14 protein-coding genes are annotated in these 13,723 nt (G+C 71.9%); 7 read left to right on the plus strand and 7 right to left on the minus strand.

The window, feature by feature from the left end:
- Positions 1–140: 140 nt before the first annotated feature.
- The 6 genes from AUV07_RS15610 to AUV07_RS15630 are packed head-to-tail and all read right to left on the minus strand — an operon-like array spanning position 141 to position 4,699.
- On the minus strand, positions 141–917 hold the full coding sequence (locus AUV07_RS15610) for a DeoR/GlpR family DNA-binding transcription regulator (protein WP_062637549.1): 777 nt from the start codon (positions 915–917) through the stop codon (positions 141–143).
- Positions 914–1,846 (minus strand): class II fructose-bisphosphate aldolase, encoded by a 933-nt coding sequence (locus tag AUV07_RS15615; RefSeq protein WP_062637552.1) that lies wholly within the window; start codon positions 1,844–1,846, stop codon positions 914–916. Before AUV07_RS15615 ends, AUV07_RS15610 begins: the two co-directional genes overlap by 4 nt.
- Positions 1,843–2,205 carry a PfkB family carbohydrate kinase gene (locus AUV07_RS18150; protein ID WP_331709285.1) on the minus strand — a complete coding sequence of 121 codons (363 nt, stop codon included), beginning with the start codon at positions 2,203–2,205 and terminating at the stop codon, positions 1,843–1,845. The genes AUV07_RS15615 and AUV07_RS18150 overlap by 4 nt, the downstream gene beginning before the upstream one ends.
- A complete protein-coding gene (locus AUV07_RS18155) occupies positions 2,201–2,785 on the minus strand; it encodes a 1-phosphofructokinase family hexose kinase (RefSeq protein ID WP_269454391.1) in 585 nt (194 codons plus the stop codon). The genes AUV07_RS18150 and AUV07_RS18155 overlap by 5 nt, the downstream gene beginning before the upstream one ends.
- Positions 2,782–3,774: an ROK family protein gene (locus AUV07_RS15625; protein WP_082803003.1), complete on the minus strand. Its 993-nt coding sequence runs from the start codon at positions 3,772–3,774 to the stop codon at positions 2,782–2,784. Before AUV07_RS15625 ends, AUV07_RS18155 begins: the two co-directional genes overlap by 4 nt.
- Positions 3,775–3,799: 25 nt before the next feature.
- Positions 3,800–4,699, minus strand: a complete 900-nt coding sequence (locus AUV07_RS15630) for an SIS domain-containing protein (RefSeq protein WP_060923389.1) — start codon at positions 4,697–4,699, stop codon at positions 3,800–3,802.
- A 282-nt stretch (positions 4,700–4,981) separates the two neighbouring features.
- Here AUV07_RS15630 and AUV07_RS15635 point away from each other — a divergent pair, with 282 nt between their 5' ends.
- From AUV07_RS15635 to AUV07_RS15645, 3 genes are read left to right on the plus strand one after another with little or no spacing between them, the layout of a single operon-like run.
- Complete coding sequence (locus tag AUV07_RS15635) at positions 4,982–6,226, plus strand: extracellular solute-binding protein (RefSeq protein ID WP_062637555.1); 1,245 nt, start codon at positions 4,982–4,984, stop codon at positions 6,224–6,226.
- Between the two features lie 32 nt (positions 6,227–6,258).
- On the plus strand, positions 6,259–7,230 hold the full coding sequence (locus tag AUV07_RS15640; RefSeq protein ID WP_062637556.1) for a carbohydrate ABC transporter permease: 972 nt from the start codon (positions 6,259–6,261) through the stop codon (positions 7,228–7,230).
- 2 nt (positions 7,231–7,232) lie between these two features.
- Positions 7,233–8,159 carry a carbohydrate ABC transporter permease gene (locus AUV07_RS15645; protein ID WP_025104200.1) on the plus strand — a complete coding sequence of 309 codons (927 nt, stop codon included), beginning with the start codon at positions 7,233–7,235 and terminating at the stop codon, positions 8,157–8,159.
- A gap of 161 nt (positions 8,160–8,320) precedes the next feature.
- Here the strand turns inward: AUV07_RS15645 and AUV07_RS15650 are convergent, their stop codons facing one another.
- Complete coding sequence (locus AUV07_RS15650) at positions 8,321–9,484, minus strand: ROK family protein (RefSeq protein ID WP_062637558.1); 1,164 nt, start codon at positions 9,482–9,484, stop codon at positions 8,321–8,323.
- A gap of 122 nt (positions 9,485–9,606) precedes the next feature.
- On the opposite strand from AUV07_RS15650, the gene AUV07_RS15655 reads away from it, so the two are divergent.
- From AUV07_RS15655 to AUV07_RS15670, 4 genes are all read left to right on the plus strand, one after another.
- A complete protein-coding gene (locus AUV07_RS15655; RefSeq protein WP_062637560.1) occupies positions 9,607–10,704 on the plus strand; it encodes an ROK family transcriptional regulator in 1,098 nt (365 codons plus the stop codon).
- Positions 10,705–10,808: 104 nt separating this feature from the next.
- Positions 10,809–11,402: a short chain dehydrogenase gene (locus AUV07_RS15660; RefSeq protein ID WP_062637562.1), complete on the plus strand. Its 594-nt coding sequence runs from the start codon at positions 10,809–10,811 to the stop codon at positions 11,400–11,402.
- Positions 11,402–11,944 (plus strand): GNAT family N-acetyltransferase, encoded by a 543-nt coding sequence (locus AUV07_RS15665; protein WP_062637564.1) that lies wholly within the window; start codon positions 11,402–11,404, stop codon positions 11,942–11,944. The genes AUV07_RS15660 and AUV07_RS15665 overlap by 1 nt, the downstream gene beginning before the upstream one ends.
- A 67-nt stretch (positions 11,945–12,011) precedes the next feature.
- Positions 12,012–13,718: a long-chain-fatty-acid--CoA ligase gene (locus AUV07_RS15670; protein ID WP_062637566.1), complete on the plus strand. Its 1,707-nt coding sequence runs from the start codon at positions 12,012–12,014 to the stop codon at positions 13,716–13,718.
- The last annotated feature ends 5 nt before the right edge of the window (positions 13,719–13,723 follow it).

Genomic DNA, 13,723 nt, shown 5'->3' on the forward strand with positions numbered 1-13,723 from the left:
AAACGCCGCTGGGGAGCGGGAAGACGAGACGGACACCATCTGCTCCGGGAGCGTCGCGGTATGCAGCCGCGATGCTCCCGCAGGGCCTCGGCGATCTGGGGACGCCGAGGCCCTCGGGGCGTCCTCCTCGCCGGAGGGCCTCAGGCGAGGAGGACGGAGTACCCCGCGGCGCGCAGCGCGTCGACGGCGGCCCCGTCGGCCCCTCGATCCGTGATGACCGTGGCGAAGAGCTCGGGTCCGCCGACGGTGGAGAAGGCCTCGGCCCCGAGCTTGCTGCCGTCGGTCACGACGACGGCCCGCCGCGCGCGCTCCGCCATCATCCGGTTCACCGCCGCCTCGCGCTCGTCCTGCGTGGTCGCCCCGGCTGCCGCGTCCATCCCGTTCACGCCGATGAACGCGAGGTCCAGCCGGACGCCACGGAGCAGCTGTTCGACGAACGGGCCGACGAGCTCGTAGGTGCGGGAGTGGATGACCCCGCCCGTGACGACCACCTTGATCTCCGGCCGGGTCGCGAGCTGGGCGGCGATGTTCACAGCATTGGTGACCACCGTGATCCCGCCCTCCGCCGCCAGGTCCTCGCGGGCGGCGAGCGCGGCCGCGATAGCGGTGGTCGTCGTGCCGCCGGAGAGGCCGACCACCATGCCGGGGGTGACGAGCGCCGCCGCGGTCTGCGCGATGCTCTCCTTCTCGTGCGTGCGGAGATGGCTCTTGTAGCGGAGCGGCAGTTCGTAGGCGACGGTCTGGGCCACGGCACCCCCGTGCGTGCGGGTGAGCAGGCGCTGCTCGGCGAGGGAGTCGAGGTCGCGGCGGGTGGTGGCCGGGGAGGCCCCGAACCGCTCCACCAACTCCTCCACCGTCACCTCCCCGTCCGCCGCGAGGAGGTCGAGGATCGCGTGCAGTCGGGCCGCGCGCTTCACCGGTCGTCGTTTCGCGTCGAGGTCGCAGCCGTGCCCGGAACCTCTGCGACCGGAGCGGGATTCTCCGACGGCAGCAGGGCGAACAGTCGCAGCATCCGGGCAGCCTCGTCCGCGAGGGCGGCGCGGGCGGGAGCGAGGTACTTGCGGGAGTCGACGAGACGCTCGTCGGCGGCGAGCACCTCGCGGACCGCCCGCGTGAAGAAGCCGTTGAGGTGGGTGGAGACGTTGACCTTGGTCATCCCGGCGCGCACGGCATCGGCGATCACGGCGTCGGCCACCCCGGACGAGCCGTGCAGCACGAGGGGCACGTCGGTCCCGTCCGCGGCGGCGCCACGCAGAGCCGCACGCAGGCGGGCGATGAGGTCGAGGTCGAGGGAGGCCGTGCGGTCGGTCATGGCGTGCGACGACCCGACGGCCACCGCGAGCGCGTCCACGCCGGTCGCGGCCACGAACGCCCGCGCCTCGTCCGGATCGGTGCGGACACCGGGGGCGTGGGCGCCGTCCTTCCCGCCCACCTCGCCGAGCTCGCCCTCCACGTACACCCCCGCCGCGCGGGCCCGGGCGGCGACCTCGGCGGTGACCGCCACGTTCTCCTCGTAGGGCAGCGCGCCGCCGTCGAACATGACCGAGCCGAAGCCGAGGGCCACGGCCTCATCGACGAGCTCCGGTCGCTCCGCATGGTCGAGGTGCACCGCCACCGGGGTCTCCGCGCGTCGTGCCGCGGCGAGCGTCGCGAGGGCGATCGGCTCCAGACCGCCGTGGTAGTCCGCGCAGTTCTGCGAGATCTGCAGGATCACGGGGAGCTGTGCGAGCGCGGAGGCCCGGACGAGGCCCTCCGCGGTCTCCAGATGGATGACGTTGAACGCGCCGATGCCGGTGCCGACGGTGGCAGCCGCGGAGACGAGCTCCCGAGCGGAGACGAGGGTCACGAAGGGTCCTTCCGGAAGGAGGCGGGGTCGGGGCGGGAGACGCGGAGCTGCTCCTCGAGCGCGCGCCAGCGGGGGGAGATGTCGCCGGCGAGCGGCATAAGGACGGCGGCTGCCGACCACGCGGTCGCGCGACGGAGGATGACCTCGGGGTCGCGCTCGCCCTCCGCGGTGAGCACGGCGCAGGCCGCGACCGCGGCGTCTCCGGCCCCGGTCGGGTTGCCCGCCAGCGGTTCGTCGAGTCGGGCGTGCAGGAGATCGGTCGCGGTAACGGCGAGCATGCCGTCGGCCCCGAGCGACAGGAGCACGAGTTCGGCGCCGCGGGCCAGCAGCGACCGCGCTCCCTCGATGGGGTCGTCAATGCCGGTGGCCTCGGCGAGTTCGGCGGCATTGGGTTTGCACCGTCGCGCCGGCGTCGGCGGCGCGCAGCAACGCCGGGCCGGAGGTGTCCACGATCACCGGGACCCGGGCGTCCGCACCCACCGCGACGAGCATCGGCACGAGCGACTCCGGGGCCCCCGGCGGGATGCTGCCGGAGATGACGAGGACCGCGGCTCCGGGCAGCCGGTCGACGATCTCCGCGAGAAGCCCGCCCCACTCGGCGTCGCTCGGGTTGACCCCTCGTTCGTTGACGATCGTGGTGTCGCCCGCGGCCTCGTCGACGAGGGCGATGCTGCGGCGCGTATCCGCGACGACGGGGACGAGCACATGGGGCACCCCGCTGGCCGTGAGCTCCGCGGCGAACTCCGCGCCGACCGGACCGCCGGCCGTGGTCAGCGCGAGGACGGACGCCCCCTCGGCGTGTGCGACCCTGGCGACGTTGAGGCCCTTGCCGCCGGCGCGGGACGCCCCGGTCTCGGCGCGGTGGGTCCCGCCGGCCACGAGCCGATCGACCTGCCAGGTGAGGTCGAGCGCGGGGTTCGGGGTGACGGTGAGGATCATGCGAGCTCCCTGGCGCGGAGGGCGGCGCCGATCAGGCCCGCGTTGCCGGACAGCTCGGCCGGGACGAGCGCGGGGAGGCGGTGGAAGCTGAGGCGGGCGGCGAGACGGGACCGCAGCTCGTCGAAGAGCGCGCCGCCCGCCCGCGACAGTCCGCCGCCGATCACCACGGCCTCGGGGGCGACCACGGCGGTCAGCTGCGCGAGCGACAGGGTGAGGGCGTCCAGAGCCGAGTCCCAGATGTCGGCGGCGACCTGATCCCCGGCGGCCGCCCGGGCGATGACGTCCTTGGCGCCGTCCGGGGTCGTCCCCGTGGCCTCCCGGTAGCGGCGCGCGATGGCGCCCGCCGAGGCGACGGCCTCCAGACAGCCACGGGCACCGCACGGGCACACCGGTCCGTCGGCGATCGGGGAGTGCCCGATCTCGCCGGCGTAGCCCCCGGCCGTGTAGGGGCGGCCGCCGACGAGCAGGGCACCCGCGATCCCGGTGCCGATCACGAGGATCACCGCGTCGTCGTAGGCTCGTGCGCCCCCCAGCTCGTGCTCTGCCCAGCTCGCGGCGCGCACGTCGTGGTCGAACGCGACCGGGAGGCCGAGACGCTCCGCGGCGAGCGCGCGCAGCGGCGCGTCCCGCCAGCCCATGTTGCTCGCGAACACGCCGATCCCGGCGGCCGCGTCGACGATCCCCGGCACCACGAGCCCGGCGGCGCGCGGCGTCACGTCGGGATGCTCGTCACGGAGCTGCGCGGCGAGCACCTGCAGTCGGTCGAGCAGCGCAGGGGTGCGGTCGCCGTCGGCCGTGGGAGTCGGCGTGCGGCGGAGGCCGAGCGCCCGCCCTTCCGCGTCGAACAGCGCCGACTTGATGTCCGTCCCGCCGACATCGAAGGCCAGCACGGGCGACCCCGCGCCGAGCGTGCGCACTGCGGCGAGCTTCTCACCGGCCTCGTCCCTCGCGACGTCGGGGATCGCGTCCGCGGCGTCGTTCGGGGTCATCGCTCGGCTCCGGGGATCGCTGGCGTCATGCATCCAGGATGACGGATCGTGTGAGGTTGCGCGGCTGGTCGGGGTCGAGCCCGCGGGCCACGGCGCGGTCGAGGGCCGTCCGGTGCAGGCGCACGAGGTCGGCGAGCGGGTCGATAGCGCGGTGCTCGAAACGGGCGCCCGTGGCGCGCACCTCCGCGGCCAGTCCTTCCGGTGCCTCTCCGAACTGCCACGTCACCCGGCCCGGCGCGGCGATGGCGATCGGACCGTGACGGTAGTCCATCGACGGGTACGCCTCGGTCCACGACTGCGACGACTCGCGCAGCTTCAGGGCGGCCTCGTGGGCCAGGCCGATCGTCCAGCCCCGCCCGAGGAACGTGTACTGCTCGGCGTCGCGCAGCTCGGTGTCGTCGCCCTCCTCGGCGAGCACGGCCGTGGCGTCGGCGATGGCTCCGGAGAGGTCTTCGCCCAGCGACGCGCGGAAGAGGGCGAGCGCGGTCGTGGCGAAGCGCGTCTGCACCACCGACTGCTCGTCGGCGAAGGGCAGCAGCACGGCGTCGTCGACGAGCGAGACGAGCGGGGAGTCGGGATCGCCGATCACGCCGATCGTGCGGGTGCGCCCCTTGATGCGGTCGACGAGTTCCAGCACCTCGGTCGTGGTGCCGGAACGGGTGAGGGCGACGACCGCGTCGTAGCCGCGGTCGATGAAGGCCTCGGACGCCGCGAACGCATCGGTCTCGCCGTGGCCGGACGATTCCCGCAGCGCGGCGTACGACTGGGCCATGAACCACGAGGTGCCGCAGCCGACGACCGCGACCCGTGCCCCGCGGGCCGGCAGGAGGGCCTGCTCTGCGGTGAGCTCGGCGGCGGTGGCCCACATCTGCGGCTGGGAGCGGAGCTCTTCGCGCATGTGCGCGCCGGGCAGCGAATCGGTCATGGTGAGGCCTTTCAGACGAGTTGTTGCGTACTTGTGATTGTTTCGGGCGTGATCCGATCATAGTATTTCGTCCCAAGAGAGCAACATCTTGATTTGTTTGTTTGCCTGACAAATAATCGGGACCAGTTCCCCCGAGCCCCCGCTCGGACGATCGCGACCACCTCGGCGGCGTGATCATCACGCACCGTCGCGTGGAGTGTTCTGCGACTGTGCACCACCCCCCTCTCCGGAGAGCGGATCCCGCCCGCTGGAGCAGCACCCACAGTGAGGAATGCAATGCCCATGAACAAGTCACGGCGATACGGGGCCGCAGCGGTCGCGGCCGTCGCCACGCTGTCGCTCGCATCCTGCGGTTTCGGTGGATCGGGAGGAGACAGCGGCGGCGGCGACGACGCCAGCACGCTCGACCTGCTCGTCCCCAGCTACTCCGACGCCACGAAGGGTCTCTGGGAAGACGTCATCGATGGGTTCACCGAAGAGAACCCCGACATCACCGTCAACCTCGAGGTGCAGTCGTGGGACAACCTCGAGAAGGTCATCTCCACGAAGGTCCAGGCCGGCGAGGCGCCCGACATCTACAACGGCGGCCCCTTCGCGGGCTTCGTCGAGGACGAACTGCTCTACCCCGTCGAGGAGGTCGTGTCCGACGACGTCTACTCCGACTTCCAGGACTCCTTCCTCGCCAACGCCGAGGTCGACGGCACGGCCTACGCCCTGCCGATGATCGCCTCCGCGCGTGCCCTGTTCGTCAACAACGCCCTCCTCTCCCAGGCGGGCGTCGAGGCGCCGACCGACTGGGACTCCCTGCTCGACGCGGCGACCAAGGTGTCCGGGCTCGGCGGCGGTGTCGCGGGCTACGGCATGCCGCTCGGCTCGGAGGAGGCCCAGGCCGAGGCCGCCGTCTGGCTCTGGGGCGGCGGCGGATCCTTCGGCGACGCGTCGGAGATCACCATCGACACCCCGGAGAACCTCGTCGGCGCCGAGCAGATCAAGAAGATGATCGACGCCGGGGCGACCCAGGCCGACCCCGGCTCCACACAGCGCTCCCCGCTGATGGACATCTTCATCCAGGGCAAGATCGGCATGCAGGTCGGCCTGCCGCCGACGGTTGGCCAGATCGCCGACAACAACCCGGACCTCGACTACTCGATCGTGCCGATCCCGACCAAGGACGGCTCGCCGTTCACCCTCGGCGTCATGGACCAGCTCATGGCGTTCGAGAACGACGGCGACAAGCAGGAGGCGATCACCAAGTTCCTCGACTACTTCTACTCGCCCGAGGTCTACGTGCCGTGGGTGCAGGCGGAGGGCTTCCTCCCCGTCACGAAGTCCGGCGCCGAGGAGCTGTCCGGCGAGGAGGCCCTCAAGCCGTTCCTCGACGTGCTGCCCGACGCGCAGTTCTACCCGTCGACCAACCCGAAGTGGTCGGCCGCGGACGGCGCCTTCAAGTCGCTGTTCGGACAGATCCAGGATCAGCCGGCGGCCGATGTGCTGAAGCAGATCCAGGACCAGGTGGACGCGGGCTGACCCGCGGAACGGAGAGGTTCGGGAAGCCCCCCATGAGCCAGACGACAGAATCCTCGAACCTCGCGGGGGCGGCCATCGGCCGCCCCCGCACCCCGGACGCCGGGACGGCCGTGCGCGGTCGCCCCGGCGGGCGGGACCTCCTGCAGGCGCTGCCGTGGATCGCCCCCGCGCTGGTGCTCATCATCGGCGTGGTGCTGTTCCCCGCCGGCGTCATGTTCTTCAACTCCACCCGCGACATCTCGCTCTCGGGCCTGGACAAGGGCTCGGTCGGCTTCGACAACTTCGTGACCGTCTTCACGTTCCCGGAGTTCTGGCCGATCTTCGTCCGCACGATCGTCTGGGTCGTGTCGGTCGTGCTGTTCACGGTCGTCATCTCGCTCGGACTCGCGCAGATCCTCAACAAGGCGTTCCCGGGTCGCCAGCTCGTGCGGATGGCGGTCATCGTGCCGTGGGCCGCGTCCGTGGTGATGACCACGATGGTGTTCTACTACAGCCTCGAGCCGTACTTCGGGGTCTTCAACAAGTTCCTCTACGACATCGGGCTCTCCGACGACGCGGTGGGCTACGGCTGGACGAAGAACCCGACGACGGCGTTCGCCTGGTCCATCGTCATCGCGGTGTTCGTGTCGCTGCCCTTCACGACGTACACGATCCTCGCGGGGCTGCAGTCCGTCCCCGCCGATGCGATCGAGGCCGCCAAGATGGACGGCGCCGGAGCGGCCCGCACCTACTGGTCCATCGTCCTGCCGCAGCTGCGGAGCGCCCTCGCCGTGGCGATCCTCATCAACATCATCAACGTCTTCAACTCGCTGCCGATCCTCAAGGTGATGACCGGGTCGATCCCGGGCTACGGCGCCGACACGATCATGACGCTCATCTTCAAGTACATCGAGCTGCAGAAGAAGGTCGACGTCGCGAGCGCCCTGTCCGTCGTGGCCTTCCTCATCGTGATCGCGATCGTCGCGGCCTACGTCAAGATCGTCAAGCCCATGAAGGAGGTCTGATCATGACCGTGACCGAGACCGCCCTCGTGACCACCGCCGACTCCCGCGGACGACGCACCCCGCCGATCCCCGGGCGCCGGCGCCGCTACACCGCGGATCAGGTGACGCTGCCCCGGGTGATCCTGCGCACCGCCGCCGGGTTCCTCGTGCTCGCGATCTTCGTGCTGCCGTACCTCATCATGTTCTTCGGATCGGTGAAGACGAAGGCGCAGATCCGCTCGGTCGACCCGACCTACCTCCCGGTGGAGTGGCACTGGGAGAACTACCTCACGATGTGGTCGACGCCCGAGACGCCACTGCCGTACAACCTCGTCTCGACCATCGTCATCTCCGTGTTCGCGACGCTCCTGGTGCTGCTCGTGTCGCTCCCGGCGGCGTACTACACGGCCCGGTTCCGGTTCCCCGGCCGCATGGTGTTCCTGTTCCTCGTGATCGTGACGCAGATGCTGCAGCCGGCGGTGCTCACGTCGGGCCTGTTCCGGCAGTTCACCGTCCTCGGCCTCGGCGACACCTGGACCGCCATGATCTTCATCAACGCGGCCTTCAACCTGTCGTTCGCCGTGTGGATCATGCACTCGTTCTTCGCCGGCATCCCCAAGGAGGTCGACGAGGCGGCGCAGATCGACGGTGCCGGGCGCCTCACGGTCCTGTTCCGGATCAACCTCCCGCTCGTCTGGCCGGGCATCGTCACCGCGATCGTGTTCACGTTCGTGGCCTGCTGGAACGAGTTCGCCGCCTCGCTGGTGATCCTGTCGACGGACAAGAACCAGCCGCTGTCGGTCGCCCTCACGAAGTTCGTCGGTCAGTACGAGACGAGCTGGCAGTACGTGTTCGGCGTCTCGATCGTCGCGATCCTGCCCGTCATCATCCTCTTCATGCTCATCGAGAAGCGTCTGGTGGGCGGCCTCACCGCCGGCAGTGTGAAGTAGCCCGTCCCCGTTCCCGTCCATCCCCCGGGTTCCCGTCCGGGGCCCCTGCACGACCGCGGCGCGCGTGCAGGCGTTCCGGGCGGATTCGGTCGTGCACCCGTACGCGGATCGTGCAGCCGGAACATCCGACGAGAGAGGTCAGGGGCGGGTCAGGGGCGGGATCAGGGGCGGGGGCCGCCGGCGCGGAGCTGCTCGGGACTCCATCGCACGCCGAGGACGGAGGTGAGGGCGGCCTGCGCGGGGCCGGCGGAGGGGGCGACGCGCGGATCGGCGTACCGGATCGGGATGTCGGCGGTGCCGCGGGCGGGGTAGCCGCTCTCGGCCCGCACCCGTTCCAGGAACCGGGGGCCGAGCTCCGTCGCGGGGCCGCCGATGACGACCTCGATCGGATCGAGCAGCGCCCCGATGAGCTTGATGGCTCGGGCCAGCGCCCGCGCCCCGTCGTCGATCAGCGTCTGATCCGCCCGGGAGACGAGGGCACGGACCGCCGATGCGTCCAGGGCATCCGAGAACTCCTCGCCGAGCATCGGTCCCATCGCGGCCGCCGACTCCAGGCAGCCGCGACGCCCGCAGCGGCACGGACGGGCGGCATCGCCGAACACCACCTGCACGTGCCCGATCTCCCCCGCACGGTCACGGGGCCCCGGTGCGAGCTCTCCGTCGAGGGTGACCGCGGCGCCGATCCCCCCGCCGCTGTGGATGAACAGGCGGTAGCCCGAGGGGGCGGCGTCCAGCCCGGCCTCCGCGATGGCCTCGGCATCGACGTCGTTGACGAGGAGGACCGGGACGCCCGCGATGCTCTCGAAGCGCTCCGCCAGCGGCACCTCGTGCCACTCCAGCTGCACGCTCTCCAGCACCGTGCGGCCGTCCGTCGTCCCCGGGACCTGGACACCGACCGCGAGCAGCCGTTCCCCGGAGGTCGCCACCACCTCCGCGACGGTCTCGTCCAGGACCCGGTCGCGCGTCTGCACGGTGTACGCGATGCTGCGGCGGTCGACCTCCGAGCCGTCGAGCGCGACGAGCGCCAGGTACGCGCTGGTCGGCTGCACGACGAGCACGAGGATCAGGTGGTGCTCCGCGTCGATGCTGAGCGTGGTCGCGCGCTTGCCCCCCGTGCTCACCGCCTGCTCACCCTCCGCGATCAAGCGGTTCTCGATGAGCTCGGCGACGAGGGACGACGCGGTCGCCGCCGTGAGGCCCGTCGTCCGCGCGATGCCGGCGCGGGTCTGGGAACCGGAGGCCTGGAAGACCAGCTGGAGCGCCCGTCGCAGGTTCGCTCGCCGAACCGCCGCCTGGGTGTCCAGCGCGTCGTCGTGGGTGAACATCTGCGGGTTCCTTCTCGGGGCCGAGGTCCGTCGATTGACAGCGCGCGTACCGCTCCGTACGCTCGGTCCGTTAGTTTATTCATTGAACTTAGTCAGCCCGAGCGTCGATCGGGAGGAGCATCGTGCGCTACCCCCAGATCCTAGAGCGCCCCGCGGATCGGGCACGAGCCGCGCAGACACCGAGCAACGGTCATGCCCGCGGCATCCGGGAGCGGAACCGCGCCCTGGTCCTCCGCACCCTCATGGAGCACGCGGCTCTCAGTCGCGCGGATCTGTCCCGGCTCACCGGCCTCGCCCGCCCCACCGTCTCCGAGGTCGTGCGCGACCTGCTCGCCGACGGCGTGATCCGGGAGAGCGGCCCGAGCCAGGAGTCCCGGCCGGGAAAGCCCGCCGTGATGCTCGAGTTCGACCAGCGTGCTGTCCAAGTCATCGCGCTCGACCTCTCCGCGCCCGACGACATCATCGGCGCACTGGCCTCGCCGGACGGCCGCATCACACACCGTCTCCACCGGCCGCGCACCCCGGACGCCGCCGCCGCCATCGCCGGTCTCGTCGCCGAACTGCGGGCGCTCGCCGACGGTCCCGCGCTCGGCATCGGCATCGGGGCGCCCACCGGCTCCTCCGCGCTGCTCGGTCTCGGGCCTCGACTCGCGGAGATCCTCGACGCGCCCGTGCACCTCTTCGACGACGCCGATCTCGTGGCCGACGCCGAGCAGCGGTTCGGCTCCGTCGGCACCGACTTCCTCCTCGTCCGCATCGGCACCCGCATCGGCACCGCGATCCGCGTCGTCGGCGACGACGGCTCTCCGGTCGAACGCTCCATCGGGGCCCGCGAGCTCGCGCACGTCGGTGCGGGTGGCGACCCCGGCGAGTTGTGCCTGTGCGGCCGCGACGGCTGCGTTCACGCGTGGGCCGCGGCTCCCGCGATCGCCCGGCGCCTGAAGGCCCCGGGCGCAGACCATGCGACGGTGCTCACCGCCGCCGGCGCCCGGCTCGGCACGTCACTCTCGGTCATCGCCGCCGCCGTCGACCTGCCCACGATCGTCCTGAGCGGTCCGGACGGGATCGTCTCCCCGGAGTTCGTGGACGCGACGGCCGCCGCGGTCCGTGCCGCCTCGCACCCCTCGCTCGGACCGACCGTGGTGCCGAGCGCGCTCGACGACGCCGTCCTGCTGGGCGCGGCGACCCGCGTGGTGGCCGCCGAGTTCAGCCCGCGCTGACGGACGCGCCCGTCGTCCATCCCCTCCCGCCCGGAAGGGATGGGAGACTCGATCCCGCGAGGCGGCCGTCCGTCGTCTCGATCCGTCCTGGGAGGGGAATCCGCATGAAAGCACTCGTGATCGGCGCGACCGGCAGCATCGGCGGGGTGGTCGCCGCCACCCTCGACGTCCGCGGACACGAGGTCGTGCGGGCGTCCCGCTCCGGCGAGCAGAGCGTGGACGTGACCGACCCCGCCTCCATCCGCAGCCTCTTCGAGCGGGTCGGCCCTGTCGACGCCGTCGTGGTCGCCGTGGGCTCCGTACCCTTCAAGCCGCTCACCGATCTCGACCGCGACGACTATCTGGCCGCCTTCACCGGGAAGACCCTCGCGCAGCTCGACGTCGTGCGGGTCGCCCTCGACCACGTGACCGACGGCGGCTCCATCACCCTCACCAGCGGCGTGCTCGCGCGGGAGCCGATCGCGACGGGAGCGGCGGCGGCGATGGCCAACGGCGCCCTGGAGTCGTTCGTCATCACGGCGGCGGCGGAGGCCCCGCGGGGGATCCGCATCAATGCGGTCTCCCCCGACGTGCTGGCGAACTCCCCCGGGTACTTCTCGACCTTCCCCGGCCACCGCCCCGTCACCGACGACGAGGTCGGCCAGGCGTTCGTGCGCGCGGTCGAGGGCATCGTCACGGGGCGGGTGCTCCCCGTCTGATGGCGCTCTCCCTCGCCCCCGTCCCCACCCTGACCACCGAGCGCCTGGACCTCGTGCCGCTCGGACCGGAGCATCTCGACGGCACCTGGGCGGCCCTGCAGGAGCCCGAGGTGCTGCGGCTGACCGGCACCCACGCGCGCTTCACCCGCGAGGGCGTCGAGACCTGGCTCCGGTCGCTCGCCGACCGGGACGACCGGGCGGATTGGGCGATCCTCCGTCGCGACGACGGCGCGCACATCGGCGAGGTGGTCCTCAGCGACCTGGACGAGGAGAACCTCTCCGCAGGGTTCCGCATCGCCCTCGCCGGCCCACGGTGGTTCGGCGCCGGATTCGGGACGGAGGCGACGCGCGCGGTCATCCGTCACGCCTTCGACACCGTGGGACTGCACCGGGTGGAGCTCGAGGTGTACGCGTTCAACCCGCGGGCGCAGCGCGCCTACGAGAAGGCAGGCTTCGTCGTCGAGGGCCGGCGTCGGGAGGCGCTGCGCTGGGACGGCGAATGGGTCGACGCCATCGTCATGGGCGTCCTCGCGGACGAGTGACTGCACGCCGGACGGGCGGGAGCGCAAGGGGGAGGCGGAGCACAGGTCCGTGACGGAGGATGAGGGCATGACCGACGCGCCGCTGTCTTCCCGTCCCTGGCTCCGCTCCTATGCCGAGGGCGTGCCGGCCGACATCGACGAGCCGACGCAGACCCTGCCGCAGATGCTGGCCGCCAGTGTCCGGCGGTATGCGCGCCGCCCCGCCCTCGAGTTCTTCGGCGCCATCACGACCTACCGGGAGCTCGGCGAGCAGATCGACCGCGCCGCGGAAGGACTCCGCCATCTCGGGGTCACGAAGGGCGACCGGGTGGCACTGGTGCTGCCGAACTGCCCGCAGCACGTCGTGGCGTTCTACGCGGTCCTGCGTCTCGGGGCGATCGTCGTCGAGCACAACCCCCTCTACACCGCGCGGGAGCTGCGCCACCAGTTCGAGGACCACGGGGCCCGCGTCGCGATCGTGTGGGACAAGGTCGCCGATACCGTCGCGGGGTTCCCGGACGACCTCCGGGTCGGCCACATCGTGAGCGTCGACCTCACGGCGGCGATGCCCCTGTCGAAGCGCCTCCTGCTGCGACTCCCCGTCCCGAAGGCCCGGGCGTCCCGGGCGAAGCTGACCGGCACCCCGCGCGCACGGCATCTGACGCCGTGGAAGAAGCTCGTGTCGCACCGCCGGCTCCCCCGCCGCACGCCCGCGCCGGCTCTCGGCGACACCGCCGTCCTGCAGTACACGAGCGGGACGACCGGGGTCCCCAAGGGCGCCATCCTCACCCACGCGAACCTGCGGGCCAACGCGATGCAGGGGCGGGCCTGGGTGCCCGGACTCCGCGACGGCGAAGAGACCTTCTACGCCGTGCTGCCGCTCTTCCACGCCTACGGACTCACCCTGTGCCTCACGTTCGCGTTGAGCATCGGGGCGAAGGTGGTGCTGTTCCCGGCCTTCGATGTGAGCCTGGTCACGGACGCCGCCCGCACGAGCCCGCCGACCTTCCTCCCCGCCGTCCCGCCCATCTACGACCAGCTGGCCCGCGCGGCCGCCCGCGGCACGGTGGATCTCTCGACGGTGCGGTTCGCGATCTCCGGGGCCATGAGCCTCCCCGTGGCGACGGTGCGACGCTGGGAGGAGGCCACCGGGGGACTGCTCGTCGAGGGGTACGGGATGACCGAGGCCTCCCCGGTCGCGCTCGGCAACCCGATGGGTCCGACGCGGCGCCCCGGCACCGTCGGCGTCCCGTTCCCGAGCACGGAGATCCGTGTCGTCGACCCCGACGACCCCGACGCCGACGTGCCCACGGGCGAGCCCGGTGAGCTGCTGCTGCGCGGACCGCAGGTCTTCCAGGGGTACTGGGGGCGCCCCGGCGAGACGGCCGAGACCCTGTTGCCGGACGGCTGGCTTCGCACCGGCGACATCGCCGAGGTCTCTCCCGACGGGTTCGTCACCATCGTCGACCGCCGGAAGGAGCTCATCATCACCGGCGGCTTCAACGTCGCGCCCAGCGAGGTGGAGAGCGCGCTGGAAGCCCACCCGGACATCGTCGCGGCCGCCGTCGTGGGGCTCCCTCGGGCGAGCGGCGGCGAGGAGGTCGCCGCGGCAGTGGTGCTCCGCGAGGGCGCGGCGGCGGACATGGACGGGCTCCGCGACTTCTGCCGCACCCACCTGACCGCCTACAAGGTGCCGCGCCGGATCACCGCCGTCGACGACCTCCCCCGGTCGCTCATCGGCAAGGTGCTGCGGCGCGAGGTGCGCGACCGGCTGCTCGCCGAGCGCGGGGCCTGACGCGC

It is taken from the genome of Microbacterium sp. CH1 (assembly GCF_001595495.1).
Taxonomy (GTDB): domain Bacteria; phylum Actinomycetota; class Actinomycetes; order Actinomycetales; family Microbacteriaceae; genus Microbacterium.

Coding starts and splice junctions, on each gene's coding strand:
- AUV07_RS18155 (WP_269454391.1), bottom strand. CDS start 2,785: ATGATCCTCACCGTCACCCCGAACCCCGCGCTCGACCTCACCTGGCAG.
- AUV07_RS15625 (WP_082803003.1), bottom strand. CDS start 3,774: ATGACCCCGAACGACGCCGCGGACGCGATCCCCGACGTCGCGAGGGAC.
- AUV07_RS15630 (WP_060923389.1), bottom strand. CDS start 4,699: ATGACCGATTCGCTGCCCGGCGCGCACATGCGCGAAGAGCTCCGCTCC.
- AUV07_RS15635 (WP_062637555.1), top strand. CDS start 4,982: ATGAACAAGTCACGGCGATACGGGGCCGCAGCGGTCGCGGCCGTCGCC.
- AUV07_RS15640 (WP_062637556.1), top strand. CDS start 6,259: ATGAGCCAGACGACAGAATCCTCGAACCTCGCGGGGGCGGCCATCGGC.
- AUV07_RS15645 (WP_025104200.1), top strand. CDS start 7,233: ATGACCGTGACCGAGACCGCCCTCGTGACCACCGCCGACTCCCGCGGA.
- AUV07_RS15650 (WP_062637558.1), bottom strand. CDS start 9,484: ATGTTCACCCACGACGACGCGCTGGACACCCAGGCGGCGGTTCGGCGA.
- AUV07_RS15660 (WP_062637562.1), top strand. CDS start 10,809: ATGAAAGCACTCGTGATCGGCGCGACCGGCAGCATCGGCGGGGTGGTC.
- AUV07_RS15665 (WP_062637564.1), top strand. CDS start 11,402: ATGGCGCTCTCCCTCGCCCCCGTCCCCACCCTGACCACCGAGCGCCTG.
- AUV07_RS15670 (WP_062637566.1), top strand. CDS start 12,012: ATGACCGACGCGCCGCTGTCTTCCCGTCCCTGGCTCCGCTCCTATGCC.